The following is a 16,598-nucleotide window of genomic DNA, read 5'->3' as shown; positions in this document are numbered from 1 at the left end:
ACCTCAGCTCGCCCCGGACGCCGCACCCGACTGCCCCCGCGGCGGGTTCATGTACGCCCCGAGCGTGGCCCGCGCCAGCGAGGACTGCGCCCGCGAGAGAAAGCGCGACCCGGGCCCGGGCCCGGAGTCGGGATCAGGGTCCTTGTCGGCATCGCCCTTGGCGGGAAGATTCTCGACGCCGGGGCTGGTCCGCTGACGCGGCACGCGCGGCGGAATCCGAGGCCGGTCCGGTTGTGGCGCGGCGGTAGCTGATGCGAGCGGATCGGGGGCGATGGGAGTCGCCGATGGCGTTGCGGACGAAGGGGAATCGGCCGCGGAAGGCTGCGGAGACGCGACGACGAGTTCGGCGCCCGCGCTTGAGGTTGCTGAGGGAATCGGCGGCCGATCGACGGCGGGCCAGGAGATCGGCGGAGAGGATGCGGAAGCATCGGCGTGTGTGGCAATCGGTGGCGAGTCCGCGAAAGCACCGGCGAGCGGCGTGTTTGGTGGCGATTCTGCCGAAGCCTTGCTGAGCAGGGGCTGGCGAGGTGGATTGGCAGGGGCCGGTATGGCAGCGGCAAGATGCGGCGAGTCAGCGGCAGTGCCGGCGGGTGTGGCATCTGTTGGCGGGCCTGCGGAAGCGGCGGTGAGTCCAGGCTGGCGCGGCGGATCGGCGAGCCTCAGCGTGGCTGCGGAAGCACCAGCGGGCGTGGCATGCAGGGGCGAGTTCGCGGCGGCATTGGTGCGCACAGGCCGGCGCGGCGGATTGGCGAGTGCGGAAGCATCGGCGGGTGTGGCATTCGGCGGCGAGTCCGCGGCAGCGTTGGTGAGCGCAGGCTGGCGCGGCGGATCGGCGAGGCCCAGCGTGGCTGCGGATGCGCCGGCGGGCGTGGCATTCGGCGGCGAGTCCGCGGCAGCGTTGGTGAGCGCAGGCTGGCGCGGCGGATCGGCGAGGCCCAGCGTGGCTGCGGATGCGCCAGCGGGCGTGGCATTCGGCGGCGAGTCTGCGGAAGCATTGGCGAGCGCAGGTTGGCGCGGCGGATTGGCGAGGCCTGGCGTGGCTGCGGATGCGCCGGCGGGCGTGGCATGCAGGGGCGAATTCGCGGCGGCATTGGTGAGCGCAGGCTGGCGCGGCGGATCGGCGAGGGCCGGTGTGAGTGTGGCATTCGGCGGCGCGCTTGCCGCAGTATCGGCGGGCACTGACTGCCGCACCACGTAAGCCTTGGCAGCGCTCGGCTCCGAACCGGGGGAGTCGGCCGGCGCGGAGTTCGTCGATCCAGCAGCCTGCGTCGCCTCGCTGATGGCAGTGGCTTCGGGGGCCGGCGGCGGGGTGGGTGCCTGCGCCGTGAGGTCTGGGCCGGAGGTTTGCGCGTCAGAGGTGGCGTCCGGCTGGGCGAGGAGTAGCGCCGCTGTTGGCTGCAGGGTCTCCGGGTCGAGCCAGCCCTGCTTGATCGCTTCCTGCTGGCAGCCGGTGCGGGAGCGGCCGTGGGCGTGGGAGATGGCCTTCCAGCTGTGGCCGGTGCGGAGGTGGCGGAGGAGGTCCGCTCTTTCGTCGTCGGTCCAGCGGGTGCCGTGTTTGGGCCATTGGGCTTTGCGGCGGGCTGTCTCGGGGTTGGGTTGTTTGGCGAACCAGGTGATGGAGCGGAGTTGGCCTTGGGGGGCCACGTAGACGATGTCGCCTTGGTGGTGGAAGACGAGTTGGTCGTCGTGGAACTCGACGCCGTCGGCGGGGATCATCAGTTGGGCGCCGGGGGTGGTCTCGGGGGCGGCTATGAGTTCCGCGCGGAGCCAGGGTTGGGTTTGGGTGGGCATTGGTCCCCCTCTGTGGTGGTTTCGGGCTGGTTTCACCAGGGTGGCAGAGGGGTGTGACAGGTTTGGGTGTTTTGGGAAAATCGGGATAAGACGTCTTATATTACTGCTGCTTCTGGCGTTTGCGGGTGCGGTTGCGGGTCAGCAGGAGGCTGGTCAGCATGCCGGCGAGGAAGGTGCCCGCGAGGGTGAGCCACATGGGGCTGGTCACCGTGACGACCCAGAAGGTGATGCTGGCTTTGTGGGTGTTGGCCAGGATGAACCAGATCGCCACCACGGCGATGACGATGCCGCCGATCATGCGGGACCGCTGGGCCTTGTCGGCCGCGGTGCGCGGGGCTTGCGGGGCCGGCGGGGGCTGGGGGGCGTCGGTCGTCATGCCCGCATCTGTTGCCGGGGTGGGGTCCCGGAAACGTGGATTGCCCCGAACAGGGGAACGGCGGTGGGGGTCAGTGGCCGTTCAGGGAGAAGACCACTGAGCCGAAGGAGACCTCGTCGCCGGGGTGGACCGCGGTGGGGGCCGTGATGCGCCAGCCGTTGACGCGGGTGCCGTTGGTCGAGCCCAGGTCCACCAGGACCCAGCCGGCCTGGGAGCGGCGGAACTCGGCGTGGTAGCGGGACACCGTGGTGTCGAACAGCTGGAGGTCGCATTCGGGCATGCGGCCGATGCGCAGGGTGCCCTGCGGGCCGCCGGGGAGGGACAGGCGCGGCAGGGAGGGGCCGCGCCAGGCCGCCTTGACCTTGAAGCGGAAGTGCGCGATGGCCGAGACCGCGTTGACCACGCGCTGGCCGAAGCCCGGCTCCTCGGCCGGGATCGGCAGGTCGGAGACGAGTTGGGTCAGCTCGCTGTGCGAGCGCACCGCGAGGGCCTGGTCTATGCGGTGCGAAAAGGTGTCGCTGGACAGGCGGCCGGCCTCGGCGCCGGCCGACAGAGCGTCGATGGCTTCGTCGCGCTCGGCGTCCGACGGCCGAAAGTCCGGCGGCTGCCATCTGGCGTTCCCGAACGGAGGACCTCCCATGGAAGTGATTGTCCAATGTCGGCCGATCGGGTGTCCAGCAAGACGGCGGGCGTGATCGAGGCCTGCGTCAGCCGCGAGGGTCGCTCACCTGGCCCAGGAACAGGATCTGGCCCGTCACGGTGTCCCTGATCAAGAAGAGGAAGGGGCGGTCGACGTGCATCTCGGCCGCTTGCTGTTGCGGCTGCCCGGGTGCGGCGCCGGCGATGACCGTGACGCCCGAGGCCGCGGCCGCCGTGGTGCCGTCCTCGTCCACGGCGACGTGGGCCTTCTGGACGACGGCGCCCACCCACAGCGGTCCGGGCTTGGCCGGGATGGCGCTCAGGTCCGCGGAGCTCGGGTCGAACAGCGACTTCATCCCCAGGGACTGCAGCGCGCCGTTCAACTGGCGGCTGGTGTCGAACGTGAACTTCGGCAGTTCCAGGTCGACCGGGACCGACGTGGCCGAGGAGGTCATGGCGGTGATCTGGTCGGCGGTCAGCGCTGTGCGGAACTTGTCGAAGGTCCCGGCGGCCGGGAGCACGATGCCCATCGCCAGGTGGTCCTGCTGATAGGGCAGTTCTGCGTACTGCCAGCCGTTGCCTTGCGCGTAGGCGAAGTCTTGCCCGCTTCCCATCGTGGAGACGTTCGCGGTCGTGCCGTCGGCCAGATGGAACGTTTTGTCCGAGGTCCGGTACTTCTCGAAGGGGGTGGCCCACGTCGCCTTGAGGTACAGGGCGTCGGTGAGGACCAGCCGGGTGTCGGCGGACATGGAGCCGGGGCCGAAGAGCTCCTTGATGAGGCCGTTGGTCTGGTCCGCGACCGTCTTGTTGATGGTCTGGCGTGCGTTCTCCGGGTTCGTGAAGTCGGTCTCGTGGACGCCGGCGTCGAAGGCCGAGGCCAGGGTCCGTAGATACGGCTGCTGGATGCCGTATCCCTTCTGCGCCCACACCGTGTCGAACTGCTGCAGGTCCGCCTTGTCGGCGAGTCCGCGCTGCACGGTGGCCGAGTCCAGGGAGCCGAGCGCGTTCGCGAACTGGTCGGCGGGCATGGTGGTGTGCAGAGCCTTGGCCATCTGGTCCGCGGTCTGCCCCTTCGCACCGGGCAACAGCATGGTCAGGACCGTGGCCAGGCTGGCCGGGGAGATCACGACATCGCCCTCGTCCTGGTCCGCGACCGAGTGGAAGACGTCGACCCCGAAGCTGTTCACGGCGGCCGAGGCGGCGCCCGCGTCGGCCCGCCCGACGATCGGCCGCGCGGCGTCGGCGCGCACCAGCGAACCGCTCGCCGACGAGGTGCCGCCGGAGGACGAACATGCCGTGAGGGCGGCCAGGGATGCGGTGGCGATCGCGGCTATCTGCTTGCGTGGCATGCGGATTGGACGCAGCCGGGGCCGATCTGGTTTCCCCCGGATCGCCTCGGCCGGGCGGGGGTGACCGTGTCCGGGGTCGATCGTTGAAGTGGTCATGAACGCCACGACCATGCCCCCGATGTCTGCCCCGGCCATGCCGCAGAACCAGGATCAGGAAAGACCCGGGGAAGTCGTTGACATCCCGCACCAGCAGGATGACGGACCGCCGGCGGAGACCGAGGCGGCGAGGGAGATCCCTGCGGAAGTCGCCGCGGGCGAGGAAACGGCGGGCGGGGCTGGGCTGGACGGGGAGGCGAGCGGGGAGCAGGACGAGAAGGGCGAGAAGGAGCCCCGCGAGGAGAAGGAAGACAAAGAAGAGAAGGACGACAAGGACGAGAAGGACGACAAGGACGAGAAGAAGGCGGCGGCCAAGCCGAAGCGCAAGAGCGCCCCGCGCAAGGCCGCCGGCGGCACCAAGACCCTCGTCGTCCTGAAGGACGGCCGGGTCCAGTACTCCGACGCGGACGCCGTCGTCGTGGTGGACCTCGACGAGGCCGCCTCCCCCGACACCGACGTGCACGACGTCCTGGACCGGCTCACGGAGCTGCGCGACGCGGCCGAGTCGCCAGCCAAGGCGGACGCCGTCAGGTCCCTGACCGACCTGATCCAGGAGAAGGCCCTGGGCTGACGGGTCAGGATTCGGCGGGCGGCTGCCACAGCGGCTCGTCGACGGTGAAGCCCACCGGCTCGCCCCAGCTGTTCCGGTACGAGACCTCGTGCACGGGACGGCGCGGGGCGACGCCCCAGCGGCCGGTCGGGTAGCCGAAGGACACGCAGCAGGACTGGACCCACTTCTCCTCGGCCGGCACGCCGAGGATCTCCTTGACCTGGTCGTCATGGAACAGGCCGAGGATCGAGGTCAGCGAGCTGCCGACGCCTTGGCCGCGGGCGGCGAGCTGGGCGTTCCAGACCGCCGGGAAGATCGAGCCGCCGGTGCGGTCGCGCTGGACGAAGGCGAACAGGAACAGCGGGACCTCTTCGAAGTGCTCGCCAAGCCACTGCGAGGACTTGGTGACCTTGGCCGTCTGGCGCGACTCGGGGCTGTCCGGGTCCGCCTCGACGGCGGCGAGCATCGGCGCGTAGACGGTCTTGTAGAGCTGGTCCAGGGCGTCCCGGTAGAGCGGGCCGATCAGCTTCTTCTTCTCCGGGTCGTCCAGGAGCAGGAATCGCCAGTTCTGCCCGTTGCCCCCGGAGGGTGCGCGGATCGCGGCGTCCAGGATCCGGGCCTGGACGGACTCCGGGATCGGGTCGGGCTTGACCCGGCGCATGGCCCGGGTGGTGTAGAGCGCTTCGTAAATGTCCATGATGATCGGCAGGGTAGATTTCTTCCCCCACCGGGGCAAGAGCACGCTCAGCCATGGCGCAGCGCGTAGCTCAGGCGGTCCGCGACGGCGGCGCGGGCCAGTCGGGCGGCGGTCGCGTTGTCCACAGCCAGGAACACCAGACCGCCGTCGTCCGGGGCGGAGCGGGTCAGCGAACCGGCGTCCGCGGCGTGCGCGATCTCGAGGACTGAGACATCCGTCGCGACCGCCGTCTCACCCCGTGGCGGGTCGGTGCCGGGCTCGGAGAGCGGGCTGGAGCCGGCGTCCGGCGGGCCCGGTGGACCGCCCGGCCCGGCGTCGCGGGCGGCGAGCACGTCGATCCGGTCGCCGGGGCGCAGGTATCCGGTGCTGCCGGCGTCGGCGAACCGCACCGGGACCGCGACCAGGCCGCTCATCAGGGATTCCGCCGCGAAGCGGGGTGGCCGGCGCGGTGGTGGGACGGAGTGCTCGGAGGTCAGCAGCGCCATCGAGACGCCGGCGAATCCGGCGGCGCCGATGACGCGCAGCCGCCGGGTGCGCGACCAGTGGCGCCGGCCGGGCATGCGGACGGCGAGCTTCGGGCGGGCGGTGGTGACGGTGGGCATTGCTCCCCCTGGCGTAGTCGGAACGCTTCGGGGAGTAATGATCCGAGGGGGTCGTCAAGCCTGTCCACCGGTCGTGGGCGACCTGTGGATAACTAGAGACGATCTGTGGATAACCCGGTGGACAACCGGGCGGCGCTCAGCTCTTTGTGGACGACGACGAGCCCGAGCTTGACGGCGACGAGGACGACGTGCCCGAGGACGACCCGCTCGACGACGAGGAGGACGACGAGGACGAGGACGACGACTCGCCCTTCGACGAGCTGCCCGAGCTCCCCGACCCCGAGGAGGCGGACGAGCCGGAACCGCCGGAAGAGCCGTTCGACGACGACGGCGCCGTGGAGGAACTCGACGACGACCGGCTGTCGGTCCGGTAGAAGCCGCTGCCCTTGAACACGATGCCCACAGCGGAGAACACCTTGCGCAGGTCGCCCTGGCAGTTCGGGCAGACGTTCAGCGCGTCGTCCGTGAACTTCTGCACGACCTCCAGCGCCTCACCGCAGTCCTTGCACTGGTACTGGTAAGTCGGCACGGGGAATCTCCTTCATCGACCTGGCACTCTGGCCGCCAGACTGCCAATTCTGCGGGATCGGCGCGTGGACTGTCCAATGCGGTGGGGTGGCCCTGTGACACACCTCACTCACGGCACCGGGAAAACCACCGCTGACGCAGCCGCGATCCTCGACAGAACCGGACGTCAGAACAGCGGGATCTCGAACCAGACGAACTTCCCGGCGTCGGTGGGCCGCGCGCCCCACCGCGCCGACAGCGCGTCCACCAGATACAACCCGCGACCGCCCTCATCTGTTTCCGCGGCCTGCCGGATGCGCGGCAGCCGCACGTCCGGGTCGTGGACCTCGATCCACAGCGCCCGCAGACCCCGGCGCAGCACCAGGTCCAGCCGCCGCGAGCCGCCGGGGGCGGCCAGCGTGCCGTCCAGCATCCCCAACTCGTCCAGCAGGCCGGGCTCGGCGAGCAGGTCCATCTCGTTGTCCTCGTCCAGGGCGCCGAGGTGGTCGGCGTACTCCCGGACCGCCGCCAGCTCCATCATGTCCTCGGCCATCGGCGGCGGCTCGGGCTCCGGGTACTGGTCGGAGTCGGAGAAGGACCCCCACGGGGTCGGCCGCGGGCTGCTGGCGTGCCGCACCGCGTTCGTGATCAGTTCGGAGACCAGCAGCTCGGCCAGCTCGGCGTGCTCGCTCAGGCCCCACTCGCGCAGCACGGCCCGCGTGTGGTGCCGGGCCGCGAACGCAGCTTCCGGACGCGCCGGCAGCGCGAGCCGCGACAGCGGCAGGTCGACCGTGGACGTCGCCATGGCGAGCACCGCCTGGTCGTCGTGCGCCTCGCTGCCTGCGGCGCGCAGCGCGGCCCGGCAGATCGCTCGGGGCTCGCGCACCACGCGCTCGATGGCCAGGCACAGCGTGCGCACACCGGTGTCCACCGACTGGTCGCGCCGCTCCACGACCCCGTCCGTGTACATCACCAGCACGTCCCCCGGGGGGATGCTGAAGATGTGGTCCTCGAACTGCACGGCGCCCTTGCCGCCGCCGGGCCCCAGCGGGCCGATGCCCAGCGGGACGTCCGGCGGGACTTCCATCGGATACGTGCCGTGCGCGGAGGCCAACAGGGGCGGCGGATGTCCGGCGTTGGCTAAAGCGCAGCGCCGTGTGAAGGGGTCGTAGATCGCGTACACGCAGGTGACGAGGATCTCCTCGTTCAGCCCGCGGACCAGTTCGTCCAGATACGACAGCAACTGACCGGGCTGCACATCCAGCACCGCGTAGGCACGCAGTGCGGCGCGCAACTGTCCCATGACGGCGGCGGCGTGCGCACCGCGTCCCTGGACGTCTCCGATGACCACGCCGATCCGTCCGGCCGACAGCTCGACGACGTCATACAAGTCGCCGCTGACTTCGGAGGCTGCGCCCGGCGCATAGCCGACGCGGATGGAGACACCGTCGGGCAGCGGTAGGTCGGTCGGCAGCAGGGACTTCTGTAGCGCCAGCGCCAGGGTCCGCTGCCGGTCGAACATGGCCGCGTTCTCCAGGGCCAGCCCGGCTCGCGCCGCCAGTTCCTCGACCAGCTCCAGGTCCGCCGTGTCGTACCGGGGTGTCGGGTCCGCGTCCTCGGTCAGGGCGATGGCGAGCACTCCGCGCACACCGCTGGGTGCCAGAAGGGGCACAGCGATCAGCGACTTGGCGTCCAGCAGGAGCGCCTTGCGGTCGCACTCCTCATCCTGGTCCAGCGCCTTCACCCTCGGCGCGCCCTGGATGAGGACCGGCCGGCCGGTCCGCAGCGCGCGGTCACAGGGATGGCGCGCCGGGTAGTGGATCTCCGTACCCGCGCGCATAGGGGGACACGGAGAGGTGTCCGTACTGTGCACCGTCACCAGACGCTGTGCGACGCCGTTCTCATCCAGCAGGTCCACGACGCAGGTGTCGGCGAACGCCGGGACCAGGATCTCGGCCAGCGCGGCGAGCGTCCGGCCGGTGTCCAGCGAGGTCCCCAGCTGCATACCGGCGCGCGACAGCACTGCGGCGCGCACAGCGGCCCGCGCGGCGGCGCGCTGCTGGTCGTCGCGGCTGGCGTCGGAGCCGAACAGGTCGATCGCGGTCACCACGGTCCCGGTGACCATGCCGCCGTTCATCATCGGCGCGGCGCGCACGCGGGCGAGCAGGGAGTCACCGTTGCGCGTGGTGATCGGGAAGGAACCCTCCCATGTGCCCCCGCGTTGGACGGTCGACCCGATGGAGTCCAGGTGTGACAGAGCGTTGCCGTTGGTGCCGTCGGCGACCACGAACTCGGTCCACGGCCGGCCCAGGACCTCTTCGCCGTACCAGCCGAAGAGCTCCTCGGCGGCGGGGTTCCAGCCGGTGATCTGGCCCCGGTGGTTCAGCACCACCACGGGGTCGGGCAGGGCTTCGAGCACCGAGATCGCCGAGGTCTGGGTGCTGTTCGCGGGCACCAGTTCGGACGGTGGTTGCGGCCGGGCATGCGGGAGCTGTTCCCCGGTCCCCGGCTGACGTCGCATGTGAGGTACCAACCGCTCTGCCGAACCCTGACGTTCTTTAAGCGCCGAGTCTGCCACTAGCGGCGGCCTCAGCGCGAGAGAACCCCGCCGGGAGATTCGTCCCAGTGGCGAACGCTTTCCCCGGCGACCGCCATGTCGACCGGCCGGTCGTGGGGTTCGACCGGGAGGTCTACGTCGAGCTCGCCGGGATACAGCAGCGCCGCCACCCGGGGGCGTGCGGCGCGCGGGGACGCCTCGATCCTGGTCAGCACCCGGTCGTAGCTGCCGCCGCCGCGCCCCATGCGGATGCCGTCGGGGGACACGGCCAGGGCCGGCACCACGATCCAGGAGGCTGACAGCACGGCGTCCCGGCCCAGGGACTCGGCCGGCTCGGGGATGGGGCTGGGGCGGGAGCCGCCGGGCGGGATCCTTCGAACGAGTGAATCAGGGTCGGAAAACCACCCCCACGACAGGTCCATGTCATTCTCTAGAATAGGTAACAGGACGCGGATACCGCGCCCGCGCAATCCCGCCAGCAGCGGGCCGGTGTCCGGCTCGGTGCCGAAAGAGGCGTAGGCGGCGACCACGTCCGCCCCGCTCATCTGCCCCACCAGCACCTCGCACGCCGCAGCCGCCCACGCCGCACGCCTCTCGGGGGCGCACGCGCGCCGTGCGGCCAGCAACCGTGACCGGATCGTGCCCTTGGCAAGGCCCGGGTCGTTGAATTGATTAGTCATGCTGTGCTCAAGAATGCCAGGCCGGGAGAGGAGCCCCACCGATGTCCCTCACGGCGGTGGTCTTGGTGTTGCTGGCCGCGGCCGCTGTCGCGTTGGCCGGCATGAACCTGGCCCTGCGCCGGCGGCTGGAGCACCTGGAGGAGACCACCCGCACCGCGCTGGCCGAGGCCGCCAGCGAGGTGACCGGGCTGGAACAGGGCCGGGAGGACCTGGAGCGGCTGTCCGCGCTCGATCCGCTGACCGGGGTGTGGAACTACCGGTACCTGCAGGGCGCGCTGGCCCGGGAACTCGAAGCCGCGCGGGCCACCGGGGTGGGCGGCGCGCTGCTGATGATCGATGTCGACGACTTCCGCCAGGTCAACGCCGGATACGGCCATCAGCGGGGCTCCGCGGTGCTCCGGGAGCTGGCGCAGCGTTTGGCGCTGGAAGTGCGACACGCCGACACTTTCGCCAGATACGGCGGCGAGGAGTTCGTCCTCATCATTCCCGGCACCAACGCCGAGACCGCTGCGAAAGTCGCCGAACGGCTCTGCTACGCGGTCCGCAAACTGACTTTCGACGCAGGTCCGGACGGGGACCCGGAGCAGGGTCCGTTCCAGTTGACGATCTCCGTCGGCGGTGTGATCTTCCCCGATCACGGGACGCACGCCGCGACGCTTTTGCGGGTCGCTGATGAACAACTCATGGCAGCTAAACGTGACTCTCATGGAAGTTGGCGCATCACCTGATAGCGTCCCGATTCATGGTGGAGGTTCGCAAAGCAGTCATCCCATCGGCGGGTCTGGGCACCAGATTCCTGCCGGCGACCAAGGCGACACCCAAGGAGATGCTCCCGGTCATCGACAAACCGACGATCCAGTACGTCGTCGAGGAAGCCGTGACCGCCGGGCTGACCGACATCCTCATGGTGACCGGCCGCAACAAGCGGCCGCTGGAAGACCACTTCGACCGCGCCGCAGAGCTCGAAGAGGCGCTGCAGGCCAAGGGCGACCACGCCCGGCTGGAGCAGATCCGCGCGTCCGCCGAGATGGCGAACGTCCACTACGTCAGGCAGGGCGACCCCAAGGGCCTGGGCCACGCCGTCCTCAAGGCGGAGTCCTATGTGCACGGCGAACCGTTCGCCGTCCTGCTCGGCGACGACTTCATCGACGAGCGGGACCCGCTGCTGCCGGCGATGATCGAGGTCCGGCAGCGCTACGGCGGCTCCGTGGTCGCGCTCATCGAGGTCCCCGAAGAGCACATCCACATGTACGGCTGTGCCGCGGTGAAGCCGGCGGCGGACGGTCCGGAGCTGGACCAGAAGCACACCAGCCTGATCCAGATCACCGATCTGGTGGAGAAGCCCAGTGCCGACCAGGCTCCGTCGAACCTCGCGGTGATCGGCCGCTATGTGCTGGACCCGGCGGTGATGGACGTCCTGCGCGAGACGGCTCCGGGACGCGGCGGGGAGATCCAGCTGACCGACGCGCTGCGCACCCTGGCGAGTGATCCGGACATCGGCGGGCCGGTCCACGGCGTGGTGTTCACCGGGCGCCGGTACGACACCGGCAACCCGATCGACTACCTGAAGACCGTGGTGCAGCTCGCGGTGGACCGGCCCGATCTGGGCCGGGAGTTCCGTGACTGGCTGTCGGCGTACGTGAGCGCCGGCTTCGAAGCCTGAAGCACAGACCGAGGCACTGACTGAAGCACAGACCGAGGCACTGACTGAAGCACAGACTGAAGCACAGACTGAAGCGCTGACTGAGGCGCTCGGCGTCCACGTCCGTGGCATAAGGGATGATGGACGCATGTCCGATTCCGAGAACGCGACGCTGCGCAGTGTCGACGACCACCTGAAGACGGTCCTCGACACCGTGCAGCTGCTCGCCCCGATGGAGCTCCCGATCACCGACGTGAACGGGCTGGTGCTCGCCGACGACGTGGTCTCGGCCATCTCGCTGCCGCCGTTCGACAACTCCTCGGTCGACGGCTACGCGGTGCGGCTGGCCGACCTGGAGGGCGCCGCCGAGGACAGCCCGGCGGAGCTGCGCGTGCTCGGCGACATCGCGGCCGGCTCCGTTCCCGAGGGCATCCTGGAGCCGGGCACCTGCCTGCGCATCATGACCGGCGCGGTGGTGCCGCACGGCGCGGAGGCCGTCGTGCCGGTGGAGTGGACCGACGGCGGCACGGAGAGCGTGCGCATCACCCGGGTCCCGGAGCGCAACGCCCACATCCGCGTACTGGGCTCCGACGTCGCCGCCGGCGACGTGGTGCTCAAGGCCGGCACCCGGCTGGGCCCGCGCCAGATCGGCCTGCTGGCCGCGATCGGCCAGGTCCACGCTCCGGTGCACCCGCACCCGCGGGTCGTGGTGCTGTCCACCGGCTCGGAACTGGTCGAGCCCGGCACGCCGCTGGGCCCGGGCCAGATCAACGACGGCAACGGCCCCGCGCTGACCGCCGCGGTGAACGCCATGGGCGCCACCGGCATCCGGGTCGGCATCGTCGGCGACAACCCGCAGGGCGTGCTCGACGCCATCGAGGACCAGCTCATCCGCGCCGACATGGTGGTCACCACCGGCGGGGTCTCGGTCGGCGCCTACGACGTGGTGAAGGAGGTGCTCTCGACGCTGGGCACCGTGGAGTTCGCCAAGGTCGCGATGCAGCCGGGGATGCCGCAGGGCTTCGGCACGGTCGGCGAGGACCGGATCCCGATCTTCACGCTGCCGGGCAACCCGGTCTCGGCCTACGTGTCCTTCGAGATCTACATCCGCCCGGCGATCGAGAAGATGATGGGCATCGAGACCGGGCCGCGCAAGACCGTCACCGCGACCTGCTTCGGCGCCTTCACCTCCCCGGAGGGCAAGCGCCAGTTCGCCCGCGGCGTCTACGACCCGAAGGGCCTGAGCGTCCGGCCGGTCGGCGGCCACGGCTCGCACCTGGTCGGCGACCTGGCCCTGGCGAACGCGTTGATAGTGGTGCCGGAGTACGTGACCGAGGTCGTCGACGGCGACGACGTCGAGGTGATCGTGCTGGACGGCGGTCCCCGGTGAGCCCCGAACAGCCGGCCGGCGGCAAGTCAGACCGCCTGACGCACATCGACTCCGCCGGCGACGCGCGCATGGTCGACGTCACCGCCAAGCCGGTCTCGGCCCGCCAGGCGCGGGCGACCGGCTTCGTGGAGGTCTCGCCGAAGGTGGTGGAGCTGCTGCGCGGCGAGGGCGTGCCCAAGGGGGACGCCCTGTCGGTCGCGCGCATCGCCGGGATCATGGGCGCGAAGCGGACGCCCGACCTGGTCCCGCTCTGCCACCCGATCGCGATCAGCGGCGTGAAGGTGGCGCTGGAGGTCGAGGACTCCGGCGTCGCGATCGCCGCGACGGTGAAGACCGCGGACCGCACCGGCGTCGAGATGGAGGCGCTGACGGCGGTGGCGGTCGCCGGGCTGACCGTCATCGACATGGTCAAGGCGGTCGACCCGGCCGCGGTGCTGACCCGGGTCCAGGTGGAGACGAAGTCCGGCGGCGTCTCAGGGGACTGGTCGCGCGAGGGGTAGCGCCATACGGCGCGGCGGTACAGCGCGGACTCGATAACTCTTGCGACTTAGAGGTCTCGGTGTCATGGTGCCTCGAACGCGGGCTGTGAGCATCCTCACAGGTCGGGTTCGTATTAGGCCGATCAGACATCTCCCCGAGATTTCAAGGACGCGCCATGACCGATACCGGATCGAGCACAGCGGCCGCACCTCCGCCCGAGAACGACACGGGGCGCCTCGACAACGCCTCCCGCGGGCGCATCTTCGCCGTCATCGTGGTCGTCGTCCTCTTCGCCGAGGTCGCGCCGCTGCAGTACACGATGGTCTCGCCGGCGGCGCAGCTGATCGGGCGCAGCTTCCCGGGGGTGGGGAGCAACATCGCGTGGATGACCATCGTCTTCGGGCTGGTCGGCGGGGCGGCGACGCCGATCCTGGGCAAGCTGTCCGACCTGTACGGCAAGCGGAACATGCTGCTGGCGGTCGGGGTGTCGTTCCTGATCGGGTCGCTGATCTGCGCCACCACCAGCAACTGGACGCTCTTCCTGATCGGGCGGGCGTTCCAGGCGGTGGCCATCGCCGCGGCCACGGTGGCCTACGGCCTGATCCGGGACCTGATCCCGCGCAAGTACGTGCCGCTGGCGATCGGGCTGGTGTCCACCGGGCTCGGGGTGTCCGGGGTCGGCGGGATCATGCTCTCCGGGGTGCTGACCGACACCGCCGGCTGGAGCTACAAGTCGCTGTTCTGGTTCCTGGTGATCTACACCCTGGTGACGCTGCCGCTGCTGTTCATCGTGTGCCCGGAGACCAAGTTCCGGGCCCGCCAGAAGCTCGACCCGTTCGGCGCGCTGCTGCTGGCCGGGGGCGTGGGCTTCGCGCTGCTGTACGTGTCCAACGGTGCGAACGTCGGCTGGACCGACCCGCTCTACCTGGGCTACCTGGTCCTCGGCGTGCTGCTCGTCGCGGCCTTCGTCGGGTTGGAACGCAGAGTCAGCCAGCCGATCATCGACCTGCGGCTGCTGTTCTCGCCGAAGGTCTCGGTGGTGCTGTTCATCGCCTTCTTCGCCTCGATCGTGGTCGGCATCCAGGCCTTCGCCATCCCGTACATGGTGTCCACGCCGAGCCACAACGGCCTGATAGCCCTGACCCAGCAGGGCGCTGCCGCCCGCTTCAAGGGGCTGGTGCAGCCGAACCAGATCCCGGTGAAGGTGCTCGGCGACATCGGCTACGGACTCGGGTTCACGTTGCTGGGCTTGGCGTTCCACGTCCAGGTGTGGGGCTCGTCGGTATCCATGTTCTCCGGCGCGGCCTCCGGCCAGCTGTCCGGGAAGATCGGCGCACGCAAGCCGTTGCTGATCGGGATGTTCACCTTCGCCGCCACCAGCGGTGTGTACGCCGCCGCGCACCACGGCGCGCTGACACTGGCCCTCGTCGGCATCGTCTTCGGCGTCGGGTTCGGCGCCTACTACGCGACAACACCGAACCTGTTGGTGGAAGCCTCTCCGCCGGAGCAGCAGGGAATCACAGCGGGCATGCTCGGCGTGTCCAACTCCATCGGCACCGCTGTGGGAACCGCTATAGCGGCGGCTTTCCAGGCGGCCCATCCTGTGCGGCTGGTCGTGGCCGGACAGACGGTGTTCGCCGGTACCCCGGACCCGAAGACCGGGGTGACGGAGCGCGCGGGAGTGTTCACCGACACCGCGTACACGCAGATCTTCATCGCCTGTGCGATCGCCGGCACGATCGCCTTGGTCGGCACGTACTTCATGCGGTCCGGACGGACGCCGTCCACGGGCGGTCTGGGCTACCTGTCGGACACCGCTCCCGAAAAGGAAACCGCACCCGCATAAGGGAAGGTCAGACAGGCGCCGCCACCACAATGGGCTCACACCGGGCGTTCAGACACAGGCCGGTGGTGAGTGAGAAGTCGAAGTTGTGCGCCAAGCAGCGCAGAACCAGACCCTCCGGCGCCTCGTCGATGACGGCACCCTCGGCGAGGTCTTCACCGGAGTGCGGACAGTAGCGCGTCACTTCGAAGGTTCGGTCGCCGGAGCTAAGGGTGACGGTGGTATTAGGGTCGCGCTTGTCGTAGTCCTCTATAGCCTGCAACGCATCAGCATTGGCGTGCTTAAGCAGAGCGAAGAGATATGCGTTGTCGACGTCCGGACTATGCAGAGTCTGGAAGCGTTGCGACAAAAGCAGGTCGTCCCAGCGGATGTCTCCGCGAAGCACTGCATCCAGCCAACGCGCCTTGACACGGAAGGTGTACTGCGCAGGCTCGTCGGAGCCGAGGTGTACGTCCCACACCCCGCCATCTGCGCCGGTCACCTCGAACCGGACCGTCATCGCGATCCGCTCCAGGAAGTACGGACTCATGGAACGAAGCCGCGCGAAGTGCTCAGCGAACCGGTCCGCAAGGCCTGAGCCCGCAGCAGGATCGGGATACGCAGCCCATAGGTCGGCGGCCTCCTGCGCACGGGAGTCAGAGCCACTATGGGTGTTCCCCTCCCAATGCGGATCCCTGACGACCTGATGGTCGGTAGCTGCTATATGAACGCCGTCCCCTGGAAGCAGTCGCAGCGTCTCGGCCGGCAGTTCGTCAGACCCGCCACAAGAAAGCACCAAACGCGGCTTCACCGTCCGCACCAACCGTTTCACGGCTCTGAACCACGGCTCCGAAGCATCCACCGCCAGCAGGTCCAACGGGCCGCCGACTTCGATCATGGCGCGTCGCACCTGCGCCAAGGACAGCCGCGCATCATTGCAGTGCAGCACCGAAACACCGTCTACGAAGACCAGAAAAGCGGCCCGGTGCGCCATCGGCGACTGCTCGGGAACGACCGTCAACCAGTCACCGCGATCGTTGAGCGGAAGCCGCTGCCAGCCTTCGACTTCCACGATGTTCTTCACCCCGGCCCCGCTCAGCTGGTCGCGGAGAGCAGAGGAGGGATAGGCCGGGATCACCACCGGGACCGCTTCGTCGAGCCCGGACAGAAAAGGCAGGTCCAGGTGGTCCGCCTGCGCACTCGACACCGCGACCCAATCGGCCGCCAGAAGCCCGGGAACCGTATGCAGGTGGCTGTTGTCCGGGAAAGGGAACCACGACCCTAAGAAGGCCCCGCCCGGGGAAACCCACGGATCGCACAGCAGCCGCAGATCCGGCGTCTCGACACGCAGACCCACGTGTCCTGTCGAACTTATGAGTGGACCGGGCACCGGCTCATCCTGCCCCACGACAGAGCCGGG

At 69.6% G+C, this 16,598-nt stretch carries 16 protein-coding genes; 6 read left to right on the top strand and 10 right to left on the bottom strand.

Annotation, left to right across the window (positions count from 1 at the left end; genetic code table 11):
• Positions 1–3: 3 nt before the first annotated feature.
• From ABIA35_RS02050 to ABIA35_RS02035, 4 genes are all read right to left on the bottom strand, one after another.
• Entirely contained in the window at positions 4–1,791 is a 1,788-nt protein-coding gene (locus ABIA35_RS02050) for a hypothetical protein (RefSeq protein WP_370356304.1), read from the bottom strand.
• A gap of 100 nt (positions 1,792–1,891) precedes the next feature.
• Positions 1,892–2,167 carry a hypothetical protein gene (locus tag ABIA35_RS02045; protein WP_370343137.1) on the bottom strand — a complete coding sequence of 92 codons (276 nt, stop codon included), beginning with the start codon at positions 2,165–2,167 and terminating at the stop codon, positions 1,892–1,894.
• A 70-nt stretch (positions 2,168–2,237) separates the two neighbouring features.
• On the bottom strand, positions 2,238–2,807 hold the full coding sequence (locus tag ABIA35_RS02040; protein WP_370343136.1) for an FHA domain-containing protein: 570 nt from the start codon (positions 2,805–2,807) through the stop codon (positions 2,238–2,240).
• A 67-nt stretch (positions 2,808–2,874) separates the two neighbouring features.
• Positions 2,875–4,155: a serpin family protein gene (locus tag ABIA35_RS02035; RefSeq protein WP_370356302.1), complete on the bottom strand. Its 1,281-nt coding sequence runs from the start codon at positions 4,153–4,155 to the stop codon at positions 2,875–2,877.
• A gap of 118 nt (positions 4,156–4,273) precedes the next feature.
• On the opposite strand from ABIA35_RS02035, the gene ABIA35_RS02030 reads away from it, so the two are divergent.
• On the top strand, positions 4,274–4,822 hold the full coding sequence (locus tag ABIA35_RS02030) for a hypothetical protein (protein ID WP_370343134.1): 549 nt from the start codon (positions 4,274–4,276) through the stop codon (positions 4,820–4,822).
• Positions 4,823–4,826: 4 nt separating this feature from the next.
• On the opposite strand, the gene ABIA35_RS02025 is transcribed toward ABIA35_RS02030, so the two are convergent.
• The 5 genes from ABIA35_RS02025 to ABIA35_RS02005 form a co-directional block, all read right to left on the bottom strand.
• Entirely contained in the window at positions 4,827–5,498 is a 672-nt protein-coding gene (locus ABIA35_RS02025; protein WP_370343133.1) for a nitroreductase family protein, read from the bottom strand.
• Positions 5,499–5,545: 47 nt separating this feature from the next.
• Positions 5,546–6,100 (bottom strand): RcpC/CpaB family pilus assembly protein, encoded by a 555-nt coding sequence (locus tag ABIA35_RS02020; protein ID WP_370356300.1) that lies wholly within the window; start codon positions 6,098–6,100, stop codon positions 5,546–5,548.
• A gap of 136 nt (positions 6,101–6,236) precedes the next feature.
• Positions 6,237–6,629 (bottom strand): FmdB family zinc ribbon protein, encoded by a 393-nt coding sequence (locus ABIA35_RS02015; RefSeq protein ID WP_370356298.1) that lies wholly within the window; start codon positions 6,627–6,629, stop codon positions 6,237–6,239.
• A 165-nt stretch (positions 6,630–6,794) separates the two neighbouring features.
• Positions 6,795–9,062, bottom strand: coding sequence for a SpoIIE family protein phosphatase (locus tag ABIA35_RS02010; protein ID WP_370343130.1), 2,268 nt, complete (start codon positions 9,060–9,062; stop codon positions 6,795–6,797).
• 134 nt (positions 9,063–9,196) lie between these two features.
• Positions 9,197–9,844 carry a 5-formyltetrahydrofolate cyclo-ligase gene (locus ABIA35_RS02005; protein WP_370343129.1) on the bottom strand — a complete coding sequence of 216 codons (648 nt, stop codon included), beginning with the start codon at positions 9,842–9,844 and terminating at the stop codon, positions 9,197–9,199.
• A 41-nt stretch (positions 9,845–9,885) separates the two neighbouring features.
• Between ABIA35_RS02005 and ABIA35_RS02000 the strand changes: the two genes are divergently transcribed.
• The 5 genes from ABIA35_RS02000 (at position 9,886) to ABIA35_RS01980 (ending at position 15,202) form a co-directional block, all read left to right on the top strand.
• Positions 9,886–10,572, top strand: coding sequence for a GGDEF domain-containing protein (locus ABIA35_RS02000; RefSeq protein ID WP_370343128.1), 687 nt, complete (start codon positions 9,886–9,888; stop codon positions 10,570–10,572).
• Positions 10,573–10,586: 14 nt separating this feature from the next.
• The gene (gene galU / locus ABIA35_RS01995; RefSeq protein WP_370343127.1) at positions 10,587–11,507 is read left to right on the top strand and encodes a UTP--glucose-1-phosphate uridylyltransferase GalU; all 921 of its coding nucleotides are present in this window, start codon (positions 10,587–10,589) and stop codon (positions 11,505–11,507) included.
• A 127-nt stretch (positions 11,508–11,634) separates the two neighbouring features.
• Positions 11,635–12,876 (top strand): gephyrin-like molybdotransferase Glp, encoded by a 1,242-nt coding sequence (gene glp, locus ABIA35_RS01990; RefSeq protein WP_370343125.1) that lies wholly within the window; start codon positions 11,635–11,637, stop codon positions 12,874–12,876.
• Positions 12,873–13,376, top strand: a complete 504-nt coding sequence (gene moaC, locus ABIA35_RS01985; protein WP_370343124.1) for a cyclic pyranopterin monophosphate synthase MoaC — start codon at positions 12,873–12,875, stop codon at positions 13,374–13,376. Before glp ends, moaC begins: the two co-directional genes overlap by 4 nt.
• Positions 13,377–13,531: 155 nt before the next feature.
• Positions 13,532–15,202, top strand: coding sequence for an MFS transporter (locus ABIA35_RS01980; protein ID WP_370343123.1), 1,671 nt, complete (start codon positions 13,532–13,534; stop codon positions 15,200–15,202).
• Positions 15,203–15,209: 7 nt separating this feature from the next.
• On the opposite strand, the gene ABIA35_RS01975 is transcribed toward ABIA35_RS01980, so the two are convergent.
• Positions 15,210–16,535, bottom strand: coding sequence for a Rieske 2Fe-2S domain-containing protein (locus ABIA35_RS01975; protein ID WP_370356296.1), 1,326 nt, complete (start codon positions 16,533–16,535; stop codon positions 15,210–15,212).
• Between the last annotated feature and the right edge of the window lie 63 nt (positions 16,536–16,598).

It is taken from the genome of Catenulispora sp. MAP12-49, assembly GCF_041262705.1.
In the GTDB taxonomy this organism is placed as follows: Bacteria; Actinomycetota; Actinomycetes; order Streptomycetales; family Catenulisporaceae; genus Catenulispora.
Note: the sequence above shows the minus strand (reverse complement) of the source record. Positions and strands in the feature narration are given on the sequence as shown.